Here is a 20162-nt window from a genome sequence, read left to right as displayed (position 1 = left end):
TAGAAGGGAGTGCATAGCATGTCAAACATGGATCAATCTATCTTTTTTGAGAGTATAAAGATAGGACTCGCTTCCCCTGATAAAATCCGCGAGTGGTCACGAGGAGAAGTAAAAAAACCAGAAACTATTAATTATCGTACACAAAGACCAGAACGTGACGGACTGTTCTGTGAAAAAATCTTTGGACCAAGCAAAGACTGGGAATGTCATTGTGGAAAATATAAGAGAATTAGATATAAAGGCGTTATTTGTGATCGTTGTGGTGTAGAGGTTACAAAAGCAAAAGTTAGACGTGAGAGAATGGGACATATTGAGCTTGCTGCTCCAGTATCACACATCTGGTACTTTAAAGGAATTCCAAGCAGAATGGGGTTAATATTAGATATTACCCCAGGAAAGCTTGAAAAAATATTATACTTTGCATCTTATATTGTACTTGACCCAAAAGATACAGGTCTTGAATACAAAGAGATTTTAGGCGAAAAAGAATACCGTGAAGCTGAAGAGAAATACGGTTCAGGTTCCTTCGTAGCGGAGATGGGTGCTGAAGCTATAAAGCGTTTGCTTTCTGACATTGATTTGGAGAAAGAAAGCATGGAATTAAAAGAAATGTTAAAGACTACAACAGGTCAAAAGCGTGTACGTGTCATTAAGAGGCTTGAAGTAATTGAAGCCTTCCGTTTATCTGGTAATAGACCGGAGTGGATGGTACTCGATGTGATTCCAGTTCTGCCACCAGATCTTAGACCAATGATTCAATTAGATGGTGGACGTTTTGCAACTTCTGACTTAAATGATCTTTATAGAAGGGTTATTAACCGTAATAACCGTTTAAAAAGACTTCTTGACTTAGGTGCACCTAATATTATTGTAAGAAATGAAAAGCGTATGCTACAAGAAGCTGTGGATGCCCTTATTGATAATGGTCGTCGTGGCAAACCTGTAACAGGCCCTGGTAATAGGCCACTTAAATCTTTATCAGACATGTTAAAAGGTAAATCAGGACGTTTCCGTCAAAACTTACTTGGTAAACGTGTTGATTACTCAGGACGTTCAGTTATCGTAGTAGGACCAAGTCTTAAGATTTATCAATGTGGGTTGCCAAAAGAAATGGCAATTGAACTCTTTAAACCATTTGTTATGAAAAAATTAGTATCTGATGGTATTGCCCACAATATCAAAAATGCTAAACATATGATTGAAAGATTACAACCACAAGTATGGGATGTATTAGAAGAGGTTATTAGAGAGCATCCAGTGATGCTTAACCGTGCCCCCACACTTCACCGTTTGGGTATTCAGGCCTTTGAACCCATCTTGGTAGAAGGTCGCGCAATTAAACTACACCCACTTGTATGTACAGCTTACAACGCTGACTTCGATGGTGACCAAATGGCTGTTCACGTACCTCTTTCAGTAGAAGCACAAGCAGAATGCCGTTTCTTACTTCTTGCACCAAACAACCTCTTAAAACTTTCTGATGGGGCACCTGTTACGGTTCCTTCACAGGATATGGTGCTTGGTACCTATTATCTTACCTTGGATAAGGAAGGGGAAATGGGAGAAGGTAAATACTTCCGTAATACGAATGAAGCCATTTTAGCATATGAAACCAAAAATATCAGTTTACATGCACGTATTAACGTACGTCGTACAGTTATAGTAAATGGTGAAGAGATAACAGGTATTACTCAAACAACAGTGGGACGTATTATCTTTAATGAAATCATCCCTCAGGATTTAGGTTTTGTAGATAGAACGGTTGAAGACAACAAACTTAAGTTTGAGATAGACTTTTTAGTAGGTAAAAAGCAACTTGGTCAAATTATCAAAAAATGTATCAATACCCATGGAGCAACTGAAACAGCTATCCTACTTGATAATATTAAAGACCTAGGCTTCAAATTTTCTACACGTGGTGCACTTACCGTATCTGTGTCAGATATGGCTATTCCTAAACAAAAACAAGAATTCCTAGATGAAGCACAAGCAGAAGTAGATAAAGTAACTAAACTATTTAGGCGTGGGCTTATGACAGATGAAGAGCGTTACAATAAAGTAATTATGGCTTGGAACGTTGCTAATGACAAGATTACTAAGGCACTTCTTGATAACCTTGGAAAATACAACAATATTTATATGATGGCTAACTCAGGTGCCCGTGGTTCAACAAACCAGATTAAACAATTAGCAGGTATGCGTGGTCTGATGGCTTCGACATCAGGTCGTACAATCGAACTTCCTATTAAGGCTAACTTCCGTGAAGGTCTTGGTGTACTTGAATACTTTATCTCTGCTCACGGTGCACGTAAAGGACTTAGTGATACAGCTCTTCGTACAGCCGATTCAGGTTATCTTACACGTCGTCTTGTTGACGTATCACAAGACGTTATTGTTAGAGAAACAGACTGCCATGAGCATGCACCACATGAAGCTATTCCTGGTATGTGGGTAAAAGCTTATATGGATGGTGCAGAAGTTATTGAGCCACTATTTGAACGTATTTCAGGACGTTTTGCAGCCGAACCAGTTATTCATCCAGAAACAGGTGAAATGCTTGTAGATGTCAATGAAATGATTGTACCCAATACAGCAGAACTTATTGAAAAACTAGGTATTCAAAAGGTTAAAATCCGTAATGCACTTACCTGTAAATCTAAGATTGGCGTATGTGCAAGATGCTACGGTGCTAATATGGCATCTGGTAATGAAGTAAGGGTAGGGGAATCAGTAGGTATCATTGCTGCTCAATCCATCGGAGAGCCAGGTACACAGCTTACTATGCGTACCTTCCATACAGGAGGTATTGCAGGGGATGATATCACACAAGGTCTTCCTCGTGTGGAAGAGCTTTTTGAGGCACGTAAACCAAAAGGTCTTGCGATTATCTCAGAAATTCCAGGTATTGTGACTCTTACAGATACTAAGAAAAAACGTGAAGTAACTATTACGGATAACGAAAATGGACAAACTAAATCTTATGTTATCCCCTACGGATCACGTATTAAAGTTCATGATGGTGATTATATTGAAGCTGGAGATGAACTAACAGAAGGTAGTGTTAATCCACACGATATCTTAAAAATCAAAGGTATTACAGGGGTACAACACTATATGATTCAAGAGGTACAACGTGTATACCGTCTTCAAGGGGTTGATATAAATGATAAGCACATTGAAGTCATTGTTCGCCAAATGCTTAAAAAAGTTAAAATTGAAGAGAGTGGCGATACAGATTTATTACCAGGTAGCTCAATAGATATTTTAGAATATGAAGAGGTAAATAAAAAAGCTATAGAGGCCGGTTTAGAGCCTGCTGTAGGTAAAAATGTTCTTCTGGGTATCACAAAAGCCTCACTAGCAACTGAGTCCTTCTTATCAGCGGCTTCTTTCCAAGAAACAACTAAAGTTCTCACAGAAGCAGCAATTAAAGGTAAAACAGACCCACTTATTGGTCTCAAAGAAAATGTAATTATAGGTAAACTTATTCCAGCTGGTACAGGTATGGATAAATACCGTAAGCTTGATATCACAATAAATGAAGAATAAATTAGAAAAGGTAGGAGCATCCTAAGGGTGGCTCTTACTTTTTTACTTGTAAATCAAAAGGATAACATTTATTTGAAGCTTAAATAGTTAAAGATAACTTTTAAAAGAGTGATATAAAGCCACTAAGTTTAAAAAGTAGTGAAGTAAAAAAACCTTGACAATTTAAGCTTGAAGTGATAAACTGGCTCAGTGTGTAATAGTATGCATAAAAATCTACCAAAAGGGGGATTTGTAGTGTACCATTTTGAAGACACAAAAAAGATAGTTGGTACAAAGCAAACTTTGAGACAGTTAGAAAAAAATAACGTTAAAGTTCTATTTGTTGCCAAAGATGCCGATGACAAAGTTACAGGTCAAGCGGTGGAGCTTGCAAAAGCTAACAATGTACCAGTGGAGTATATCAACACGATGTGCGAGCTGGGCAAGAAATGTAACGTAGAAGTAAAAACTGCAATTGCAGCAATTATTGAGTAAGGAGGAGGTGCCAGAATGCCAACATTTAACCAATTAGTTCGTAAAGGAAGAAAAGAAATCGAGAAAAAATCTACTGCACCAGCGTTACAAAAAGGGTTTAACTCTCTTCAAAAACGTAGTACAGATATCTCTGCGCCACAAAAAAGAGGTGTTTGTACAGCAGTAAAAACAGCAACACCTAAAAAACCAAACTCTGCTCTTCGTAAAATTGCAAGGGTACGTCTTACAAACGGAATTGAAGTAACAGCTTATATTCCAGGTGAAGGACATAACCTTCAAGAGCACAGTGTTGTATTAATCCGTGGTGGTAGGGTAAAAGACTTACCAGGTACACGTTACCACATCATTCGTGGTACATTAGATACAGCTGGTGTAGCTAACAGACAACAAGCTCGTTCTAAATACGGTGCTAAAAAAGGCAAAAAAGGTGCTGTAAAAGGCAAAAAATAATTTTTAAGAAATGAATTGGTGCCCAACTTACGAAAATAAAGCTGACAAATCAGATTTAAATAAATGAGTGGGCACGCACGATCCTCTCTAAAAAGAGGACGAGTACCGATGATATTTCATGATATTTAGTTAAGGAGGGAAGACCGTGCCACGTAAAGGACATGTAGCAAAAAGAGACGTATTAGCCGATCCACTTTACAATAGTAAGTTAGTTACAAAACTTATTAATAACATTATGTTAGATGGTAAAAGAGGAACAGCTCAAAAAATAGTTTATGGTGCGTTTGACATCATTAAAGAAAAGACAGGTAGAGATGCATTAGAAGTTTTCCAAGAAGCTTTAGAAAACATCATGCCAGTGTTAGAAGTAAAAGCACGCCGTGTAGGAGGTGCGACTTACCAAGTACCTATGGAGGTTCGTCCAGAAAGACGTCAAACATTAGGACTTCGTTGGTTAACCATTCATACACGTAAACGTGGAGAAAAAACAACAACAGAAGCTCTTGCGGCTGAGTTATTAGATGCACTTAATAACACAGGTGGAGCAGTTAAGAAAAAAGAAGATACACACAAAATGGCAGAAGCAAACAAAGCATTTGCTCACTACAGATGGTAGGCTATTTAATTTAAAGGAGGAAATACCTTGGCAGGAAGAGAATATCCACTTGAGCGTACTAGAAATATTGGTATCATGGCTCATATTGACGCAGGTAAAACAACTCTTACAGAACGTATCCTTTTCTATACAGGTAGAAGTCATAAGCTTGGTGAGAGCCATGAAGGTACTGCTACTATGGACTGGATGGCGCAAGAGCAAGAACGTGGTATCACTATCACATCTGCTGCAACAACTTGTTTCTGGTTAAATAACCGTATCAATGTTATTGATACTCCTGGACACGTTGACTTTACTGTAGAAGTTGAACGTTCACTACGTGTACTTGATAGTGCAGTAGGCGTATTCTGCGCAAAAGGTGGTGTTGAACCACAATCTGAAACAGTATGGCGTCAAGCTGACAAATACAAAGTACCTCGTATGGCGTTTGTAAATAAAATGGATATCATGGGTGCTGACTTCTTCAGAGCAGTAGGCATGATGAGAGAAAGATTAGGTGCTAATGCAATACCTATCGAATTACCAATCGGTGCAGAAGATTTATTCGTTGGTGTTATTGACCTATTCAAAATGAAAGCCTTCATCTATAAAGATGATTTAGGTAAAGTAATTGAAGAACAAGAAATACCAGAAGATATGAAAGATCTAGCTGAAGAATATCGTTCAGCAATGGTTGAAGCAATCTGTGAAACAGATGAAGACTTAATGATGCAATATCTTGAAGGGGAGGAGATTTCAGAAGAAGATCTTCGTAAGGCTCTTCGTAATGCAGTTATTAATGTACAAATTATCCCAGTTCTTTGTGGTTCAGCTTACAAAAATAAAGGGGTACAAAAACTTCTTGATGCCATTGTAGAATTCATGCCAGCACCAACAGATATTCCAGCTATCAGAGGTATAGATCCTGAAACAGGAGAAGAAATGGATAAACATTCATCTGATGAAGAACCATTTGCAGCTCTTGCCTTCAAGATTATGACTGACCCATTCGTAGGAAAGCTTGCTTTCTTCCGTGTTTATTCAGGTACAATTGATGCAGGGTCTTATGTACTGAACTCAACTAAAAATAAAAAAGAGCGTCTTGGTCGTATCTTACAGATGCATGCCAATGCACGTCAAGAGATTACTACAGTTTATTCAGGAGACATCGCAGCAGCTGTTGGTCTTAAAATAACAACAACGGGTGATACACTTTGTAATGAAGATCATCCAGTAATCCTTGAATCAATGGAATTCCCAGAACCAGTTATTCAAGTTGCTATTGAACCTAAAACCAAAGTTGGTCAAGAAAAAATGGGTATTGCTCTTGCTAAACTTGCAGAAGAAGATCCAACCTTTAGAACTTGGACAGATGAAGAAACTGGACAAACTATCATCGCTGGTATGGGTGAGCTACACCTTGAAATCATCGTTGATCGTTTAATGAGAGAATTCAAAGTAGAAGCTAACGTAGGTGCACCACAAGTTGCATACAAAGAAACAATTGCTAAAGCTGTAGATGTTGAATCTAAGTATGTAAAACAATCTGGTGGTAGTGGTCAATACGGTCACTGTAAAGTACGCTTTACACAACTTGACCCTAACTCTGAACACACTTATGAATTCGTAAGCTCAGTAGTGGGTGGTTCTATACCAAAAGAATATATCCCAGCTGTTGATAAAGGTATTCAAGAAGCAATGAATGCAGGACCACTTGCAGGCTTCAAGGTACTTGGTGTTAAAGCAGATTGTTACGATGGATCTTACCATGAAGTTGACTCTTCAGAAATGGCCTTCAAAATTGCTGGTTCTATGGCATTTAAAGATGCTATGAGAAAAGCAGGTGGGGTACTTCTTGAGCCAATCATGAAAGTTATTGTAACTTGTCCAGAAGATTACATGGGAGATGTTATCGGAAGTATCAACTCTCGTCGTGGTCGTATGGAAGGTATGGAAGCAATCGGTGGTGGACAAGAGATTAGAGCATATGTTCCACTTGCTGAAATGTTTGGATATGCCACAGATCTTCGTTCTAGAACACAAGGTCGTGGTAACTACTCTATGGAGTTCCATCATTATGAAGCTTGTCCTAAAAATATTCAAGAAAAAGTTGTTGCGGATCGCCGTGGTAACTAATATACTTTTAAACTAATAAATCATTTGTAGCTACTTGCAAAGTAGCTACAAATTGAATATAATCAAATTATCTGAGGAAAAATACTCAGCTCATATTAAAGGAGGAAATGACAAATGGCTAAATCTAAATTTGAAAGAACCAAGCCACATGTTAACATTGGTACAATCGGACACGTTGACCACGGTAAAACTACATTAACAGCGGCAATTACAAAAACACTTCACGAAAGATATAAACTTGGTGAAGCTGTAGATTTTGACAATATTGATAAAGCACCAGAAGAAAGAGAACGTGGTATTACAATTTCTACATCTCACGTTGAATATGAAACTCCAAACCGTCACTATGCGCACGTTGACTGCCCAGGGCATGCTGACTACGTTAAAAACATGATCACAGGAGCAGCTCAAATGGATGGTACTATCCTTGTTTGTGCAGCTACAGATGGTCCAATGGCTCAAACTCGTGAGCACATCCTTCTTTCTCGTCAAGTAGGTGTTCCATACATCGTTGTTTTCTTAAACAAATGTGATATGGTTGATGACGAAGAGTTATTAGAATTAGTTGAAATGGAAATTAGAGACTTATTAAGCTCTTATGATTTCCCAGGCGATGATACACCAATCATCCGTGGTTCAGCTCTTCAAGCTCTTAATGATCCAATGGGACCATGGGGAGATAAAATTGTTGAGTTATTTGAAATCATTGACGAATATATCCCAACTCCAGAACGTGCTGTAGATAAACCATTCTTAATGCCAGTAGAAGACGTATTCTCTATCACAGGTCGTGGTACAGTTGCAACTGGTAGAGTAGAATCAGGTGTTCTTAAAGTTCAAGATGAAGTTGAATTAGTAGGTATCCATGAAGAAACTCGTAAAGTAGTTTGTACTGGAGTAGAAATGTTCCGTAAACTTCTTGACCAAGCTGAAGCTGGTGATAACATCGGTGCACTTCTTCGTGGTATTCAAAGAACAGAAATCGAAAGAGGACAAGTTCTTTGTAAACCAGGTTCAATCACACCTCATACAAAATTTGAAGCACAAGTATACGTTCTTAAAAAAGATGAAGGTGGCCGTCATAAACCATTCTTCTCTCACTATAGACCACAATTCTACTTCCGTACAACTGACGTAACTGGAGTTATTGAGTTACCAGAAGGTGTAGAAATGTGTATGCCTGGTGATAACGTTCAAATGACTATTGAACTTATCCACCCAATCGCTATGAGCCAAGGTCTTCGTTTCGCTATCCGTGAAGGTGGTCGTACAGTAGGTTCTGGTGCTGTAGCAAGTATTATTGAATAATATTTTTTAGTATAGGGAGTACACCTTCTAGGTGTACTCCTTTTATAATGTGGTGATTAATTTAGAGAAGGGTATTAATAAAGTAGGAAGATATAAAAGAGATCTCACTATATTATAGAAACAAATAAATAGAAGTAAAAATAAATGGATAAAAATCCCTTAAAAAATTACGTAAAAAATAAAAAAAAACCTTGTAAAAGGAGAAACCATAGTGTATACTCAATATTGTTGTGACATTGAGAACTATGATCTAGAAGGTTACCATCGTAAGATGAATTTCTAGGGAGCGAATGTCCGGTTCAAGAAACCAGGCGCCAGGTCACTGTACTATAGAATTTGTACCCTATGCATGAAGGATAGCCAAGCTATGCCTATATGCGTATGTGGCACGCAAGGTCGAGTGTACAGTCACCACTGGTCGTACTGCTTTCAAAAAAGTACGAAAAGGAGGGGACTTTTTTTATGGCAAGTCAAAAAATCCGTATTACTTTAAAAGCTTATGATCACAAATTAATTGATCAAACAGCAGCTGAGATCGTTGAAATTGCTAAGAAAACAGGAGCACAAGTAAGTGGTCCAATACCATTACCAACTAAAAAGGAAGTGGTAACTATTCTTCGTGCTGTTCACAAGTACAAAGATTCTCGTGAGCAATTTGAACTTAGAACTCACAAAAGATTAATCGACGTTGAAGCTACACCAAAAACTGGCGATGCACTTATGCGTATCGATTTACCAGCAGGCGTAGATATCAAAGTTGACGCGAAATAATTTTCGCATAGTGGGCGGTTGATTAATCGTCTAGGATGATTATCTAAATGGTAATCCGCTGTAGATATTAGGAGGTGTAAAGGAAATGAAAAAAGCAATATTAGCTAAAAAAATTGGTATGACACAAATTTTTGATGAAAATGCAAACTTAATTCCTGTTACAGTATTAGAAGCAGGTCCATGTGTAGTTTCTCAAAAGAAAACAATCGAAAACGATGGATACGAAGCAATCCAAATCGGTTTTGGTGAAGTAAAAGAAAAACGCATGATTAAACCAGAATTAGGTCACTTTAAAAAAGCTGGCGTAGCACCAAAGAAACACTTAAAAGAATTCCGTTTAGAAGATATTAGTAGCTACGAAGTAGGTGCAGAAATCAAAGCGGATATATTTGCTGCTGGAGATAAAGTAGATGTTACTGGTACTTCAAAAGGTAAAGGATATCAAGGTGCAATCAAAAAATATGGCCAAAGTCGTGGGCCAATGGGACATGGTTCTAAGTCTCACCGTGTAGCAGGTTCTATGGGTGCAGCAACAAGTCCAGGACGTGTTATGAAGGGTAAAGGTCTTCCATCACATATGGGATGCAACCAAATTACTGTTCAAAACCTTGAAGTTGCTCGTATTGATGTAGACAAAAACTTAATCCTATTAAAAGGTGCAGTGCCAGGACCAAAAGGTACTATCATTGCAATCAAAGATAGCGTTAAAGCTTAATGAAGGTCAGAAAGGAGGAAAAAAGAATGGCAAATATAGCTGTTTATAATATAAATGGACAACAAGTAGGCGAAGTAGAATTAAACGATTCAATCTTTGCAGTAGATGTAAAAGAACATTTAGTTCACGCAGCAGTTGTGGCACATCTTGCAAATAGACGTCAAGGTACACAAAGTGCTAAAACACGTGCAGAAGTACGTGGTGGTGGTAGAAAACCATGGAGACAAAAAGGTACAGGTAGAGCAAGACAAGGTTCTATTCGTTCTGTACAATGGACAGGTGGTGGAGTTGCATTTGCACCAAAACCTCGTGACTACTCTGTAAAATTAAACAGAAAAGAAAAACAACTTGCATTAAAATCAGCTTTAACAAGCAGAGTAAATGCTAGCAAAATGATCGTTTTAGATTCGTTAGAGCTTGCTGAAATTAAAACAAAAGCAATGGCTAATGTATTAGCTGCTCTTAAATTAAACAAAGCATTAATTGTTACAGAAGGTGAAGCAAGCAGAAATGTTATGTTATCAGCTCGCAACATCCAAGGCATTAAAACATCAGCAGTAAACAACATCAATGTATATGATATTTTAAAATATGATACATTCGTTGTAACTAAAGAAGCATTAAGCAAAATTGAGGAGGTGTACGCATAATGGCAGATTTAAAATTTTATGATGTCATTTTAAAGCCAGTGATTACTGAAAAAAGTATGAACCAAATGGCAGAAAAGAAATACACATTCCAAGTACACAAAACTGCAACTAAAGGACAAATTAAAGATGCAGTAGAAAAAATGTTCGAAGGAACAAAAGTAGAAAAGGTAAATACAGCTAACTTCGATGGTAAAACAAAACGTCGTGGAAAAACAGTTGGAAAAACCAATGACTACAAAAAGGCAATTGTTAAACTTACCCAAGAAAGCAAAGACATTGACTTTTTCCAAGGAATGTAGTTTAATAGAGCAAGATGAAACACACGGCTAAGTGTAAATGAAATGATTGAAAGGAGTGAAATGAGATGGGTATCAAAAAATATAGACCATATACCCCTTCAAGAAGACATATGACTTCTTCTACATTTGAAGAAATCACTAAAGTTACTCCTGAAAAATCTTTAATTGTTACTTTAAAGAAAAACTCAGGTAGAAACAATCAAGGTAAAATTACAGTTCGTCATCGTGGTGGCGGTGCAACAATCAAATACAGAGTCATCGATTTCAAACGTAACAAAGATGGTGTTCCAGCAAAAGTTGTAGGTATCGAGTACGATCCAAACAGAACAGCGAACATCGCACTACTTGCTTATGCAGATGGTGAAAAACGCTACATTTTAGCTCCATTAGGACTTAAAGCTGGCGATACAGTAATGAGTGGTGAAACAGCAGAAATACGTGTTGGTAACTGTCTTGAAATGAAAGATATGCCAGTAGGTGCAACGATTCACAACATCGAAATGAAACCAGGTAAAGGTGGACAATTAGTACGTTCAGCAGGTATGTCTGCTCAACTTATGGCTAAAGAAGGTAAACATGCTACAGTTAAATTACCATCTGGCGAAATGAGACTTTTACCAATTAACTGCCGTGCAACAATCGGTCAAGTTGGTAATATCGATCACGAGCTTATTAATATTGGTAAAGCAGGACGTAAACGTCACATGGGTATTCGCCCAACCGTTCGTGGTTCTGTAATGAACCCTAATGATCACCCTCACGGTGGTGGTGAAGGTAGATCACCAATTGGACGTCCAAATCCATGTACTCCATGGGGTAAACCAGCTCTTGGATACAAAACAAGAAAGAAAAACAAACATTCTAATAAATACATTGTACGTCCACGTAATAAATAATTATGTGGCACTTTGAAAGGAGGCATCATTAATGGCTCGTTCCATCAAAAAAGGACCATTTGCAGATAGTCATTTATTAAAGAAAATCGACGCAATGAACGCTGCTGGTGAGAAAAATGTAATTAAATCATGGTCACGTCGTTCAACAATCTTCCCAAGCATGGTAGGACATACTATCGCTGTACACGACGGTAGAAAACATGTACCTGTATATGTTACAGAAGATATGGTAGGACACAAATTAGGTGAATTTGCACTTACAAGAACTTACCGTGGACATGGTAAAGATGCAGAGAAAAAATCAAGAGTTCGCTAATTAATTATTTACGGAAGGAGGTCTTTAAAAATGGCAAAAGGACATAGAAGCCAGATTAAAAAAGAGAGAAACGCTCAAAAAGACTCAAGACCAAAAGCAAGAGTAACATTTGTACGTTTATCAAGTACTAAAGCAAATATCGTGCTTGACCAAATTAAAGGTAAAGATGTAAATACTGCACTTGCAATACTTGCATATACACCAAGATGGGGTGCACGTGTAATAGAAAAAGTATTAAAATCAGCGATTGCTAATGCTGAGCACAATATGGGAATGGATGTATCTAAGCTATATGTTGACGAAGCTTTTTCAACAAAAGGACCAACACTTAAGAGAATTCGTCCACGTGCTCAAGGTCGTGCATATCAAATTCAGAAACAAACTAGCCACATTACAGTGGTATTAAATGAAAGATAAGGAGGTTAACTAATGGGTCAAAAGGTAAATCCTCATGGATTAAGAGTAGGTATTATCAAGGACTGGGATGCTAAATGGTATGCAGACAAAAAAGAATTTGGTAACTACCTTGTAGAAGACAATAAGATAAGAACATTTATCAAGAAAAAGCTTTATGCTGCAGGAATAGATAAAATTGGAATCGAAAGAATGTCTAAGCGTATTAGAATCCACGTTTATACCTCTAAACCAGGTATTGTAATTGGTAAAGGTGGAGCATCTATCGATGAACTTCGTAAACAAGTTGAAAAACTTACACCAAATAAGGTTTCTATCAACATTGTGGAAGTTAAAAGACCAGAAGCTTGTGCACAATTAGTAGCAGAAAACATTGCACTTCAATTAGAGAACCGTGTTTCTTTCCGTCGTGCTATGAAACAAGCAATGGGTAAAGCATTTAAATCTGGCGCAAAAGGTATCAAAGTATCTTGTTCAGGTCGTTTAGGTGGAGCTGAAATGGCTCGTACAGAACATTATTCAGATGGTAATATTCCACTTCAAACATTAAGAGCAGACATTGAATACGGTTTTGCAGAAGCAGATACAACTTATGGTAAAATCGGTGTGAAAGTATGGATCTACAAAGGAGAAGTACTTCCAGTAAAAGCGAAAAAGGAAGGGAGCGATAACTAATGTTAATGCCTAAAAGAGTAAAACGTCGCAAACAGTTCCGTGGACGTATGACAGGTAAAGCTACCCGTGGAAATAAAATCACTTACGGTGATTACGGTATCGTTGCAATGGAGCCAGCTTGGATTAAGTCAAATCAAATCGAAGCAGCCCGTATTGCTATGACTCGTTACATTAAACGTGGTGGTAAAGTATGGATTAAAATCTTCCCAGATAAACCAGTTACAGCTAAACCAGCTGAAACACGTATGGGTTCTGGTAAAGGTTCTCCAGAATATTGGGTAGCAGTAGTAAAACCAGGTAGAGTTATGTTTGAATTATCAGGTGTAGCAGAAGAAACAGCTAGAGAAGCATTAAGACTTGCAGTTCACAAATTACCTATGAAGTGTAAGATAGTATCTCGTGCTGAACAAGAAATGGCAGGTGATGGTAGTGAAGAGTAGAGCATTCTTAGAAGAAATAAGAACAAAATCAGCTGAAGAATTAAATGTTGAATTGGTGAATGCGAAAAAAGAACTTTTTAACTTAAGATTCCAAAACGCTACCAATCAATTAGATAATACAGCAAGAATCAAAGAAGTAAGAAAGAATATCGCACGTATTCAAACGATTATTACACAAAAAGCAACCGTGTAATAGAGAGGAGGTCAAGTCGTGTCAGAAAGAAATTTACGTAAAACATTAATTGGTAATGTAGTGAGCAACAAAATGGATAAAACTATTACTGTTGCAGTAGTAAACAATGTAAAGCATCCTCTTTACGGTAAAATCGTAAAAAGAACTTATAAATTACATGCTCATGATGAAAACAATGAGTGCCAGATCGGTGATAGAGTTAAAGTGATGGAAACAAGACCACTATCTAAATCAAAACGTTTTAGACTTGTTGAAATTGTAGAAAAAGCAAAATAGTATTAGTAATCTTGAAAGGAGGGCACTTCTCATGATCCAACAAGAAAGTAGATTAAGAGTAGCTGATAATACAGGAGCCAAAGAACTTCTTTGCATCCGTGTACTTGGCGGTTCTACAAGAAGATATGCTAACATCGGTGATGTTATTGTAGCTACAGTAAAAGATGCAACACCAGGCGGCGTTGTTAAAAAAGGTGATGTAGTGAAAGCAGTAGTAGTTCGTACAGTTAAAGGTGTAAGAAGACAAGATGGTTCTTATATCAAATTTGACGAAAATGCAGCTGTTATTATTAAAGAAGACAAAAACCCAAGAGGAACACGTATTTTTGGACCAGTAGCAAGAGAGTTAAGAGAAAAGAAATACACAAAAATCTTATCACTTGCTCCAGAAGTTTTATAAGGAGGTGTGAATAGTGAAAACTAAACTTAAAAAAGGTGATAGAGTAGTTATTATTGCCGGTAAAGATAAGGGCAAAGAAGGTAACATTACTTTTATCAACCGTAAAGATGGCCGTGTGGTTGTAGAAGGTTGTAATAAAGTTACAAAACATCAAAAAGCAAATGCAGGTAATCAAGGTGGTTTAATCGAAAGAGAAGCACCCGTTCACATTTCTAACGTGATGTATGTTCATAATGGTAAACCAGCACGCTTAGGTGTTCAAATAAACGATGGAAAAAAAGTTCGCGTAGCGATTGTAAACAAAGAACGTTTTGTAATCGACTAAGCTAGGAAGGAGGAAATATAAGCTATGGCAAGATTAAAGGACATTTATAGAAATGAAATTGTGAGCGCTATGACTCAAAAGTTCAATTATAAAAATCAATTAGAAGTACCTAAAATTCATAAAATTGTAATTAACATGGGCGTTGGTGAAGCGAAAGATAATGCAAAAGCATTAGAAGCAGCTACATCAGATATGGAAATTATCTCTGGCCAAAAACCTATCATTACAAAAGCAAAAAAATCTGTAGCGGCATTCAAACTTCGTGAAGGTATGCCTATCGGATGTAAAGTAACTCTTCGTGGAGAAAAAATGTATGAGTTTCTTGATCGTTTAGTAAACTTAGCGCTTCCACGTGTACGTGACTTCCGTGGAGTAAGCTCTGCAGCATTTGATGGTCGTGGTAACTATGCTTTAGGTATCAAGGAGCAACTTATTTTCCCAGAAATCGAGTATGATAAAATCGATAAAGTTCGTGGTATGGACGTTATTATTGTAACAACAGCAGAAACGGATGAAGAAGCACGTGAGCTGTTAACACAATTCGGAATGCCTTTTCAAAAATAAGGAGGGTAAATAGAATGGCAAAAACATCTATGAAAGTTAAGCAACAAAGACCTGCTAAATTTTCAACTCAAGAATACACAAGATGCCGTATCTGTGGACGTCCACATGCGTACATTAGAAAATTCGGTATCTGTCGTATTTGTTTCAGAGAATTAGCCTATAAAGGTCAAATCCCAGGCGTTAAAAAAGCAAGCTGGTAAGAAGGAAGGAGGCAACTAAAAATGACAATGAGCGATCCTATTGCAGATATGCTTACAAGAATCAGAAATGCAAATATTGCAAAACATGATGTTGTAGAGTTCCCTGCATCTAAAATGAAAAAAGCAATTGCAGAAATCCTTTTAAACGAGGGTTACATTAAAAGTTTCGAAGTAATCGGAGACGGTGTGAAAGCAAATATTCGTATTACTTTAAAATATGGTAAAGATAAGAATGAAAAAGTTATCTCTGGTATTAAGAAAATTTCTAAACCAGGTCTTCGTGTATACGCAGATACAGAAAACTTACCTAAAGTATTAGGCGGACTTGGAACAGCGATTATTTCTACAAATAAAGGTGTAATCACTGACAAAGAAGCTAGAAAACAAAACGTAGGCGGAGAAGTTATCGCATTTATTTGGTAGTAGACAAAAAAATATAAGGAGGTGCGAGAATGTCACGTATTGGTAAATTACCAGTTCAGGTTCCTGCAGGCGTAACAGTTACAATTGCTGAAGGCAATGTAGTAACAGTTAAAGGACCAAAAGGAACACTTACGAGAACATTTGACTTAGCAATGAATATTGCACAAGAAGGTAACGAAATCATAGTTACTAGACCAAACGATCTTAAAAGAAATAGATCTCTTCATGGTTTAACAAGAACACTTATTGCAAACATGGTTGAAGGTGTTACTAACGGTTTCACAAAAGTGTTAGAAATCAATGGTGTTGGATATAGAGCACAAAAACAAGGTAAAAAATTAGTTCTTTCATTAGGATACTCTCACCCAGTAGAAATGGAAGATCCAGAAGGTCTTACAACTACAGTAGAAGGTAATAAAATTACTGTTTCTGGAATTAATAAAGAAGAAGTTGGCCAACTTGCGGCTGAAATCAGATTCAAACGTCCACCAGAACCTTACAAAGGTAAAGGGATTAAATACGTTGATGAAGTAATCAGACGTAAAGAAGGTAAAACAGGTAAAAAATAAAGCAAAGGGGTGAACTAACAAATGGTAAGCAAACAATCACGTAGTGCTATCCGTGTAAAAAAACACAACAGAATGCGTAAAAATCTTGCTGGCACAGCTGCTAGACCAAGACTTTCTGTATTTAGAAGTGAAAAACACATTTATGCACAAATTATAGATGATCAAACAGGTAATACATTAGTAGCAGCTTCAACAGTTGAAAAAGCAATCGCTTCTAAACTTGAAGGCACATCTAATGTAGCAGCTGCAGAGGCAGTTGGAACAGCAATTGCTGAAAAAGCAAAAGCTAAAGGAATTGAAGAAGTAGTATTTGACCGTGGTGGATTCTTATATCATGGTAGAGTTAAAGCATTAGCAGATGCAGCCCGTGAGGCTGGATTACAATTCTAATAAAGGAGGGAAAGACGGTGGCTAATCAATTAAGAATCGATCCTACAGCATTGGATCTTCAAGAAAAAGTTGTTACAATTAAACGTGTAACAAAAGTTGTTAAAGGTGGTCGTACATTCCGTTTCTCTGCTTTAGTAGTAGTTGGAGACGGAAATGGTCATGTTGGTGTAGGCTTAGGAAAAGCAATGGAAATCCCAAATGCTATTCAAAAAGCTATCGACGATGCTAAGAAAAATCTTATCTACATCCAAAGAAATGATGCAGATAGTATTTATCATGAATATACTGGTGAATTTGGAAGTGCTAGAGTACTTCTTAAACCAGCTAAAGAAGGTACAGGAGTTATCGCAGGTGGCCCAGCTCGTGCTGTCCTTGAACTTGCAGGTATCCGTAATATCAGAACTAAATCTTTAGGTTCAAATAACAAGAAAAATGTCGTTCATGCAACAATTGAAGGACTTAGAACATTAAAAACACCAGCAGAAGTTGCTAAACTTCGCGGCAAAACAGTAGAAGAGCTTTTAGGATAAGAGGAGGAATGTTCAAGTGGCTAAAATAAAAGTAACTTTAGTAAGATCCACAATCGGGGCAATTCCAAAGCATAAGAAAACTGTACAAGCTCTCGGTTTAGGAAAAATTAATAGCTCAAACATTCACGAAGATAACGCTGCAATTCGTGGAATGGTTGATCAAATAAAACACTTAGTTAAAGTTGAAGAGATTAACGAGTAATAGAAATACTAGATAGAAGGAGGTGCCAAAGACATGAATTTAAGTGAATTAAGACCAGTTGAAGGTTCAAAAAAATCATCTTTCCGCGTTGGCCGTGGCCATGGTTCAGGTAACGGTAAAACAGCTGGTAGAGGACATAAAGGACAAAAAGCAAGAACAGGTGGTGGAGTTAGACCAGGTTTTGAAGGTGGTCAAATGCCATTATACAGAAGACTTCCAAAACGTGGCTTCACAAACCGTAATAGCTTAGAAATCGTTGGTATCAATGTTGATCTTTTAAATCGCTTTGAAGATGGTGCGGTTGTAACAGTAGATGCTATGATTGAAGCAGGTATCATTAAAAACCCAAGAGACGGTGTTAAAATTCTTGGTAAAGGTGACTTAACTAAAAAATTAACAGTACAAGCAAATGCTTTTAGTGCTGGTGCAAAAGAAAAAATCGAAGCTGTGGGTGGAAAAACAGAAGAGGTGATGTAGGTGGATTTATTCAAAACGCTTAAAAATGCATGGAGAGTACCAGAACTACGCAAAAAAATGATATATACACTTTGGATGTTTGCTTTTATTAGAATAGGTGCACATGTAACAGTACCAGGTATTGATACAGCAGCCCTAAGCTCTATGATGAACAGTCAAAACAATGTTTTAAACCTAATGGATGTTGTAACAGGAGGAGCCTTCAAAACTATGGCATTATTTGCTCTAGGTGTAGGCCCCTACATTACAGCCAGCATTATTATGCAACTTCTTCAAATAGCTATTACAAAGCTTGAAGAGCTTGCTAAAGAAGGCGAAATTGGCCGTAAGAAAATTAACAAATACACACGTTATGTAACTTTAGGTTTAGCACTTATTCAAGGTGCTGCTACAACCTATACAATTAGGAGTCAAGGGGTTCTTGTTAACCAGTCTATTTGGACTTTCTTAGTTGTACTTATTGGTTTAGTAGCAGGTTCAATGCTTGTTATGTGGATAGGTGAACAAATTACTCAAAAAGGTGTGGGTAATGGTATTTCATTAATTATCTTTATCAACATCATTGCGAGACTTCCAAAAGATGTTTACCTTATGTTCCAGACTTCTGGATATATAAAACCACTTATTATCATTTTATTATTTGTATTAGTAATAGGCTTTGTTGTCTTAATGGCACAAGGAGAAAGAAGAGTTCCTGTACAGTATGCTAAACGTACTGTAGGACGTAAAATTTATGGTGGTCAATCACAACATATACCAATTAAAGTTAATCTTGCAGGGGTACTTCCAATTATCTTTGCAATGTCCATCATGAATTTTCCACAAATTATCACCAATTTATTTGGTGGTACAACAAATGAAATATGGTCACAAATTTTACTTTATCTTAACTGGACCCATCCAGTAGGAACAGTTATTTATGTTGTTCTTATATTTGCATTTGCTTTCTTTTACTCTACCATTGCATTTAATCCTATGGAGATTGCATCAAATATGAAAAAAGGTAGTGGTTTCATCCCAGGGATTAGACCTGGTAAACCAACATCAGATTATTTATCAGATGTAGCTACCCGTATTACCTTATTAGGAGCCATATTTTTAGCAATACTTGCCGTACTTCCACTCGTATTTCAGCTCATATTTAAAGTGCAAGTTGCATTCTCAGGAACATCTCTCTTAATCGTTGTAGGTGTAGCATTAGAAACGCTTAAACAGATTGAGTCACAGATGCTTATGAGACATTATAAAGGATTTTTGTAAAATAGGGGGGAGCCGCAATGAGATTAGTATTATTAGGTGCACCAGGTGCAGGTAAAGGGACACAAGCAGAAATGCTTACTAAGCTTTACAACATCCCATGCATTTCTACAGGTAACATCTTTAGAGAACATATCTCTAAAAACACTGATCTGGGCAAACAAGCTAAAGCATTTATGGATGAAGGAAAGTTGGTACCAGATTCTCTTGTTATAGAGCTTGTTAAAAGTAGGATTACACAAGAAGACTGCAAAAATGGCATGATTTTTGATGGTTTTCCTAGGACAATTCCCCAAGCTGAGGCATTGGATGCAATGCTTAAAGAGTTAAGTATTCCAATCGACTATGTTATTAATGTAGATGTGCCAGATGAGATGATTATTGACCGTATGGCTGGCAGAACGGTTTGCCCAAGCTGCGGCGCTTCTTATCATAAAACAAATAAGATTGAAAAAGTGGCTGGTAAATGTGATCTTTGCGGTAAGGACCTTATCCAAAGAGAAGATGACAAAGCCGAAACTGTTAAAAAACGTTTAGACGTTTATCATGCTCAAACTGAGCCACTTATTGCTTACTACAAAGGTCAAGACAAGGTACTTGATATTGATGGTGTAGGCAGTGTAGATCAAGTAAGAGCAAGAGTTATGAAAGCATTAGGAGTGAACTAA

General features: G+C 37.3%; 29 protein-coding genes. All 29 read left to right on the top strand.

Annotated features, from left to right (window positions below):
• Positions 1-18: 18 nt before the first annotated feature.
• The 29 genes from rpoC to CS063_RS06380 all read left to right on the top strand — a co-directional run bounded on the left by rpoC (position 19) and on the right by CS063_RS06380 (position 20162).
• Positions 19-3549 (top strand): DNA-directed RNA polymerase subunit beta', encoded by a 3531-nt coding sequence (gene rpoC, locus CS063_RS06520; protein WP_099448887.1) that lies wholly within the window; start codon positions 19-21, stop codon positions 3547-3549.
• 234 nt (positions 3550-3783) lie between these two features.
• Positions 3784-4023 carry a ribosomal L7Ae/L30e/S12e/Gadd45 family protein gene (locus CS063_RS06515; RefSeq protein WP_308415443.1) on the top strand — a complete coding sequence of 80 codons (240 nt, stop codon included), beginning with the start codon at positions 3784-3786 and terminating at the stop codon, positions 4021-4023.
• A gap of 15 nt (positions 4024-4038) precedes the next feature.
• The gene (rpsL, locus tag CS063_RS06510) at positions 4039-4473 is read left to right on the top strand and encodes a 30S ribosomal protein S12 (RefSeq protein WP_099448885.1); all 435 of its coding nucleotides are present in this window, start codon (positions 4039-4041) and stop codon (positions 4471-4473) included.
• A 145-nt stretch (positions 4474-4618) separates the two neighbouring features.
• Complete coding sequence (gene rpsG, locus CS063_RS06505; RefSeq protein WP_099448884.1) at positions 4619-5089, top strand: 30S ribosomal protein S7; 471 nt, start codon at positions 4619-4621, stop codon at positions 5087-5089.
• Between the two features lie 27 nt (positions 5090-5116).
• The gene (fusA, locus tag CS063_RS06500) at positions 5117-7204 is read left to right on the top strand and encodes an elongation factor G (protein ID WP_099448883.1); all 2088 of its coding nucleotides are present in this window, start codon (positions 5117-5119) and stop codon (positions 7202-7204) included.
• A gap of 114 nt (positions 7205-7318) precedes the next feature.
• Complete coding sequence (gene tuf, locus CS063_RS06495; protein ID WP_099448882.1) at positions 7319-8512, top strand: elongation factor Tu; 1194 nt, start codon at positions 7319-7321, stop codon at positions 8510-8512.
• 462 nt (positions 8513-8974) lie between these two features.
• Complete coding sequence (rpsJ, locus tag CS063_RS06490) at positions 8975-9283, top strand: 30S ribosomal protein S10 (RefSeq protein WP_099448881.1); 309 nt, start codon at positions 8975-8977, stop codon at positions 9281-9283.
• A gap of 85 nt (positions 9284-9368) precedes the next feature.
• Positions 9369-9998 (top strand): 50S ribosomal protein L3, encoded by a 630-nt coding sequence (gene rplC / locus CS063_RS06485; RefSeq protein ID WP_099448880.1) that lies wholly within the window; start codon positions 9369-9371, stop codon positions 9996-9998.
• A 26-nt stretch (positions 9999-10024) separates the two neighbouring features.
• Positions 10025-10648: a 50S ribosomal protein L4 gene (rplD, locus tag CS063_RS06480; protein ID WP_099448879.1), complete on the top strand. Its 624-nt coding sequence runs from the start codon at positions 10025-10027 to the stop codon at positions 10646-10648.
• On the top strand, positions 10648-10947 hold the full coding sequence (gene rplW / locus CS063_RS06475; protein WP_099448878.1) for a 50S ribosomal protein L23: 300 nt from the start codon (positions 10648-10650) through the stop codon (positions 10945-10947). Before rplD ends, rplW begins: the two co-directional genes overlap by 1 nt.
• 65 nt (positions 10948-11012) lie before the next feature.
• Positions 11013-11843 carry a 50S ribosomal protein L2 gene (gene rplB, locus CS063_RS06470; protein ID WP_099448877.1) on the top strand — a complete coding sequence of 277 codons (831 nt, stop codon included), beginning with the start codon at positions 11013-11015 and terminating at the stop codon, positions 11841-11843.
• Between the two features lie 31 nt (positions 11844-11874).
• Positions 11875-12159 carry a 30S ribosomal protein S19 gene (gene rpsS, locus CS063_RS06465; RefSeq protein WP_099448876.1) on the top strand — a complete coding sequence of 95 codons (285 nt, stop codon included), beginning with the start codon at positions 11875-11877 and terminating at the stop codon, positions 12157-12159.
• Positions 12160-12189: 30 nt separating this feature from the next.
• Positions 12190-12576, top strand: coding sequence for a 50S ribosomal protein L22 (gene rplV, locus CS063_RS06460; protein WP_099448875.1), 387 nt, complete (start codon positions 12190-12192; stop codon positions 12574-12576).
• 12 nt (positions 12577-12588) lie between these two features.
• On the top strand, positions 12589-13248 hold the full coding sequence (rpsC, locus tag CS063_RS06455; RefSeq protein ID WP_099448874.1) for a 30S ribosomal protein S3: 660 nt from the start codon (positions 12589-12591) through the stop codon (positions 13246-13248).
• Complete coding sequence (rplP, locus tag CS063_RS06450) at positions 13248-13688, top strand: 50S ribosomal protein L16 (RefSeq protein WP_099448873.1); 441 nt, start codon at positions 13248-13250, stop codon at positions 13686-13688. Before rpsC ends, rplP begins: the two co-directional genes overlap by 1 nt.
• Complete coding sequence (gene rpmC, locus CS063_RS06445) at positions 13672-13881, top strand: 50S ribosomal protein L29 (protein WP_408640886.1); 210 nt, start codon at positions 13672-13674, stop codon at positions 13879-13881. Before rplP ends, rpmC begins: the two co-directional genes overlap by 17 nt.
• Before the next feature lie 18 nt (positions 13882-13899).
• Positions 13900-14157, top strand: coding sequence for a 30S ribosomal protein S17 (gene rpsQ / locus CS063_RS06440; protein ID WP_013658497.1), 258 nt, complete (start codon positions 13900-13902; stop codon positions 14155-14157).
• A 31-nt stretch (positions 14158-14188) separates the two neighbouring features.
• Positions 14189-14557, top strand: a complete 369-nt coding sequence (rplN, locus tag CS063_RS06435) for a 50S ribosomal protein L14 (protein ID WP_099448871.1) — start codon at positions 14189-14191, stop codon at positions 14555-14557.
• A 13-nt stretch (positions 14558-14570) separates the two neighbouring features.
• On the top strand, positions 14571-14882 hold the full coding sequence (gene rplX / locus CS063_RS06430; RefSeq protein WP_330400987.1) for a 50S ribosomal protein L24: 312 nt from the start codon (positions 14571-14573) through the stop codon (positions 14880-14882).
• Positions 14883-14906: 24 nt separating this feature from the next.
• Entirely contained in the window at positions 14907-15446 is a 540-nt protein-coding gene (gene rplE, locus CS063_RS06425; protein ID WP_099448869.1) for a 50S ribosomal protein L5, read from the top strand.
• A 14-nt stretch (positions 15447-15460) separates the two neighbouring features.
• Positions 15461-15646, top strand: coding sequence for a type Z 30S ribosomal protein S14 (locus CS063_RS06420; protein ID WP_099448868.1), 186 nt, complete (start codon positions 15461-15463; stop codon positions 15644-15646).
• A gap of 21 nt (positions 15647-15667) precedes the next feature.
• Positions 15668-16069: a 30S ribosomal protein S8 gene (rpsH, locus tag CS063_RS06415; RefSeq protein WP_099448867.1), complete on the top strand. Its 402-nt coding sequence runs from the start codon at positions 15668-15670 to the stop codon at positions 16067-16069.
• A gap of 29 nt (positions 16070-16098) precedes the next feature.
• On the top strand, positions 16099-16638 hold the full coding sequence (rplF, locus tag CS063_RS06410; protein WP_099448866.1) for a 50S ribosomal protein L6: 540 nt from the start codon (positions 16099-16101) through the stop codon (positions 16636-16638).
• Between the two features lie 21 nt (positions 16639-16659).
• Positions 16660-17028, top strand: a complete 369-nt coding sequence (gene rplR / locus CS063_RS06405) for a 50S ribosomal protein L18 (protein WP_099448865.1) — start codon at positions 16660-16662, stop codon at positions 17026-17028.
• A 17-nt stretch (positions 17029-17045) separates the two neighbouring features.
• Complete coding sequence (gene rpsE / locus CS063_RS06400; RefSeq protein ID WP_099448864.1) at positions 17046-17558, top strand: 30S ribosomal protein S5; 513 nt, start codon at positions 17046-17048, stop codon at positions 17556-17558.
• 16 nt (positions 17559-17574) lie between these two features.
• Positions 17575-17760: a 50S ribosomal protein L30 gene (gene rpmD / locus CS063_RS06395; protein WP_099448863.1), complete on the top strand. Its 186-nt coding sequence runs from the start codon at positions 17575-17577 to the stop codon at positions 17758-17760.
• A gap of 33 nt (positions 17761-17793) precedes the next feature.
• The gene (rplO, locus tag CS063_RS06390) at positions 17794-18237 is read left to right on the top strand and encodes a 50S ribosomal protein L15 (RefSeq protein WP_099448862.1); all 444 of its coding nucleotides are present in this window, start codon (positions 17794-17796) and stop codon (positions 18235-18237) included.
• Positions 18238-19497, top strand: coding sequence for a preprotein translocase subunit SecY (secY, locus tag CS063_RS06385; RefSeq protein WP_099448861.1), 1260 nt, complete (start codon positions 18238-18240; stop codon positions 19495-19497).
• 17 nt (positions 19498-19514) lie between these two features.
• A complete protein-coding gene (locus tag CS063_RS06380; protein ID WP_099448860.1) occupies positions 19515-20162 on the top strand; it encodes an adenylate kinase in 648 nt (215 codons plus the stop codon).

The organism is Sporanaerobium hydrogeniformans, from assembly GCF_002735925.1.
GTDB classification, from domain to species: domain Bacteria; phylum Bacillota; class Clostridia; order Lachnospirales; family Cellulosilyticaceae; genus Sporanaerobium; species Sporanaerobium hydrogeniformans.
This window is presented reverse-complemented; position numbering and strand designations above follow the sequence as displayed.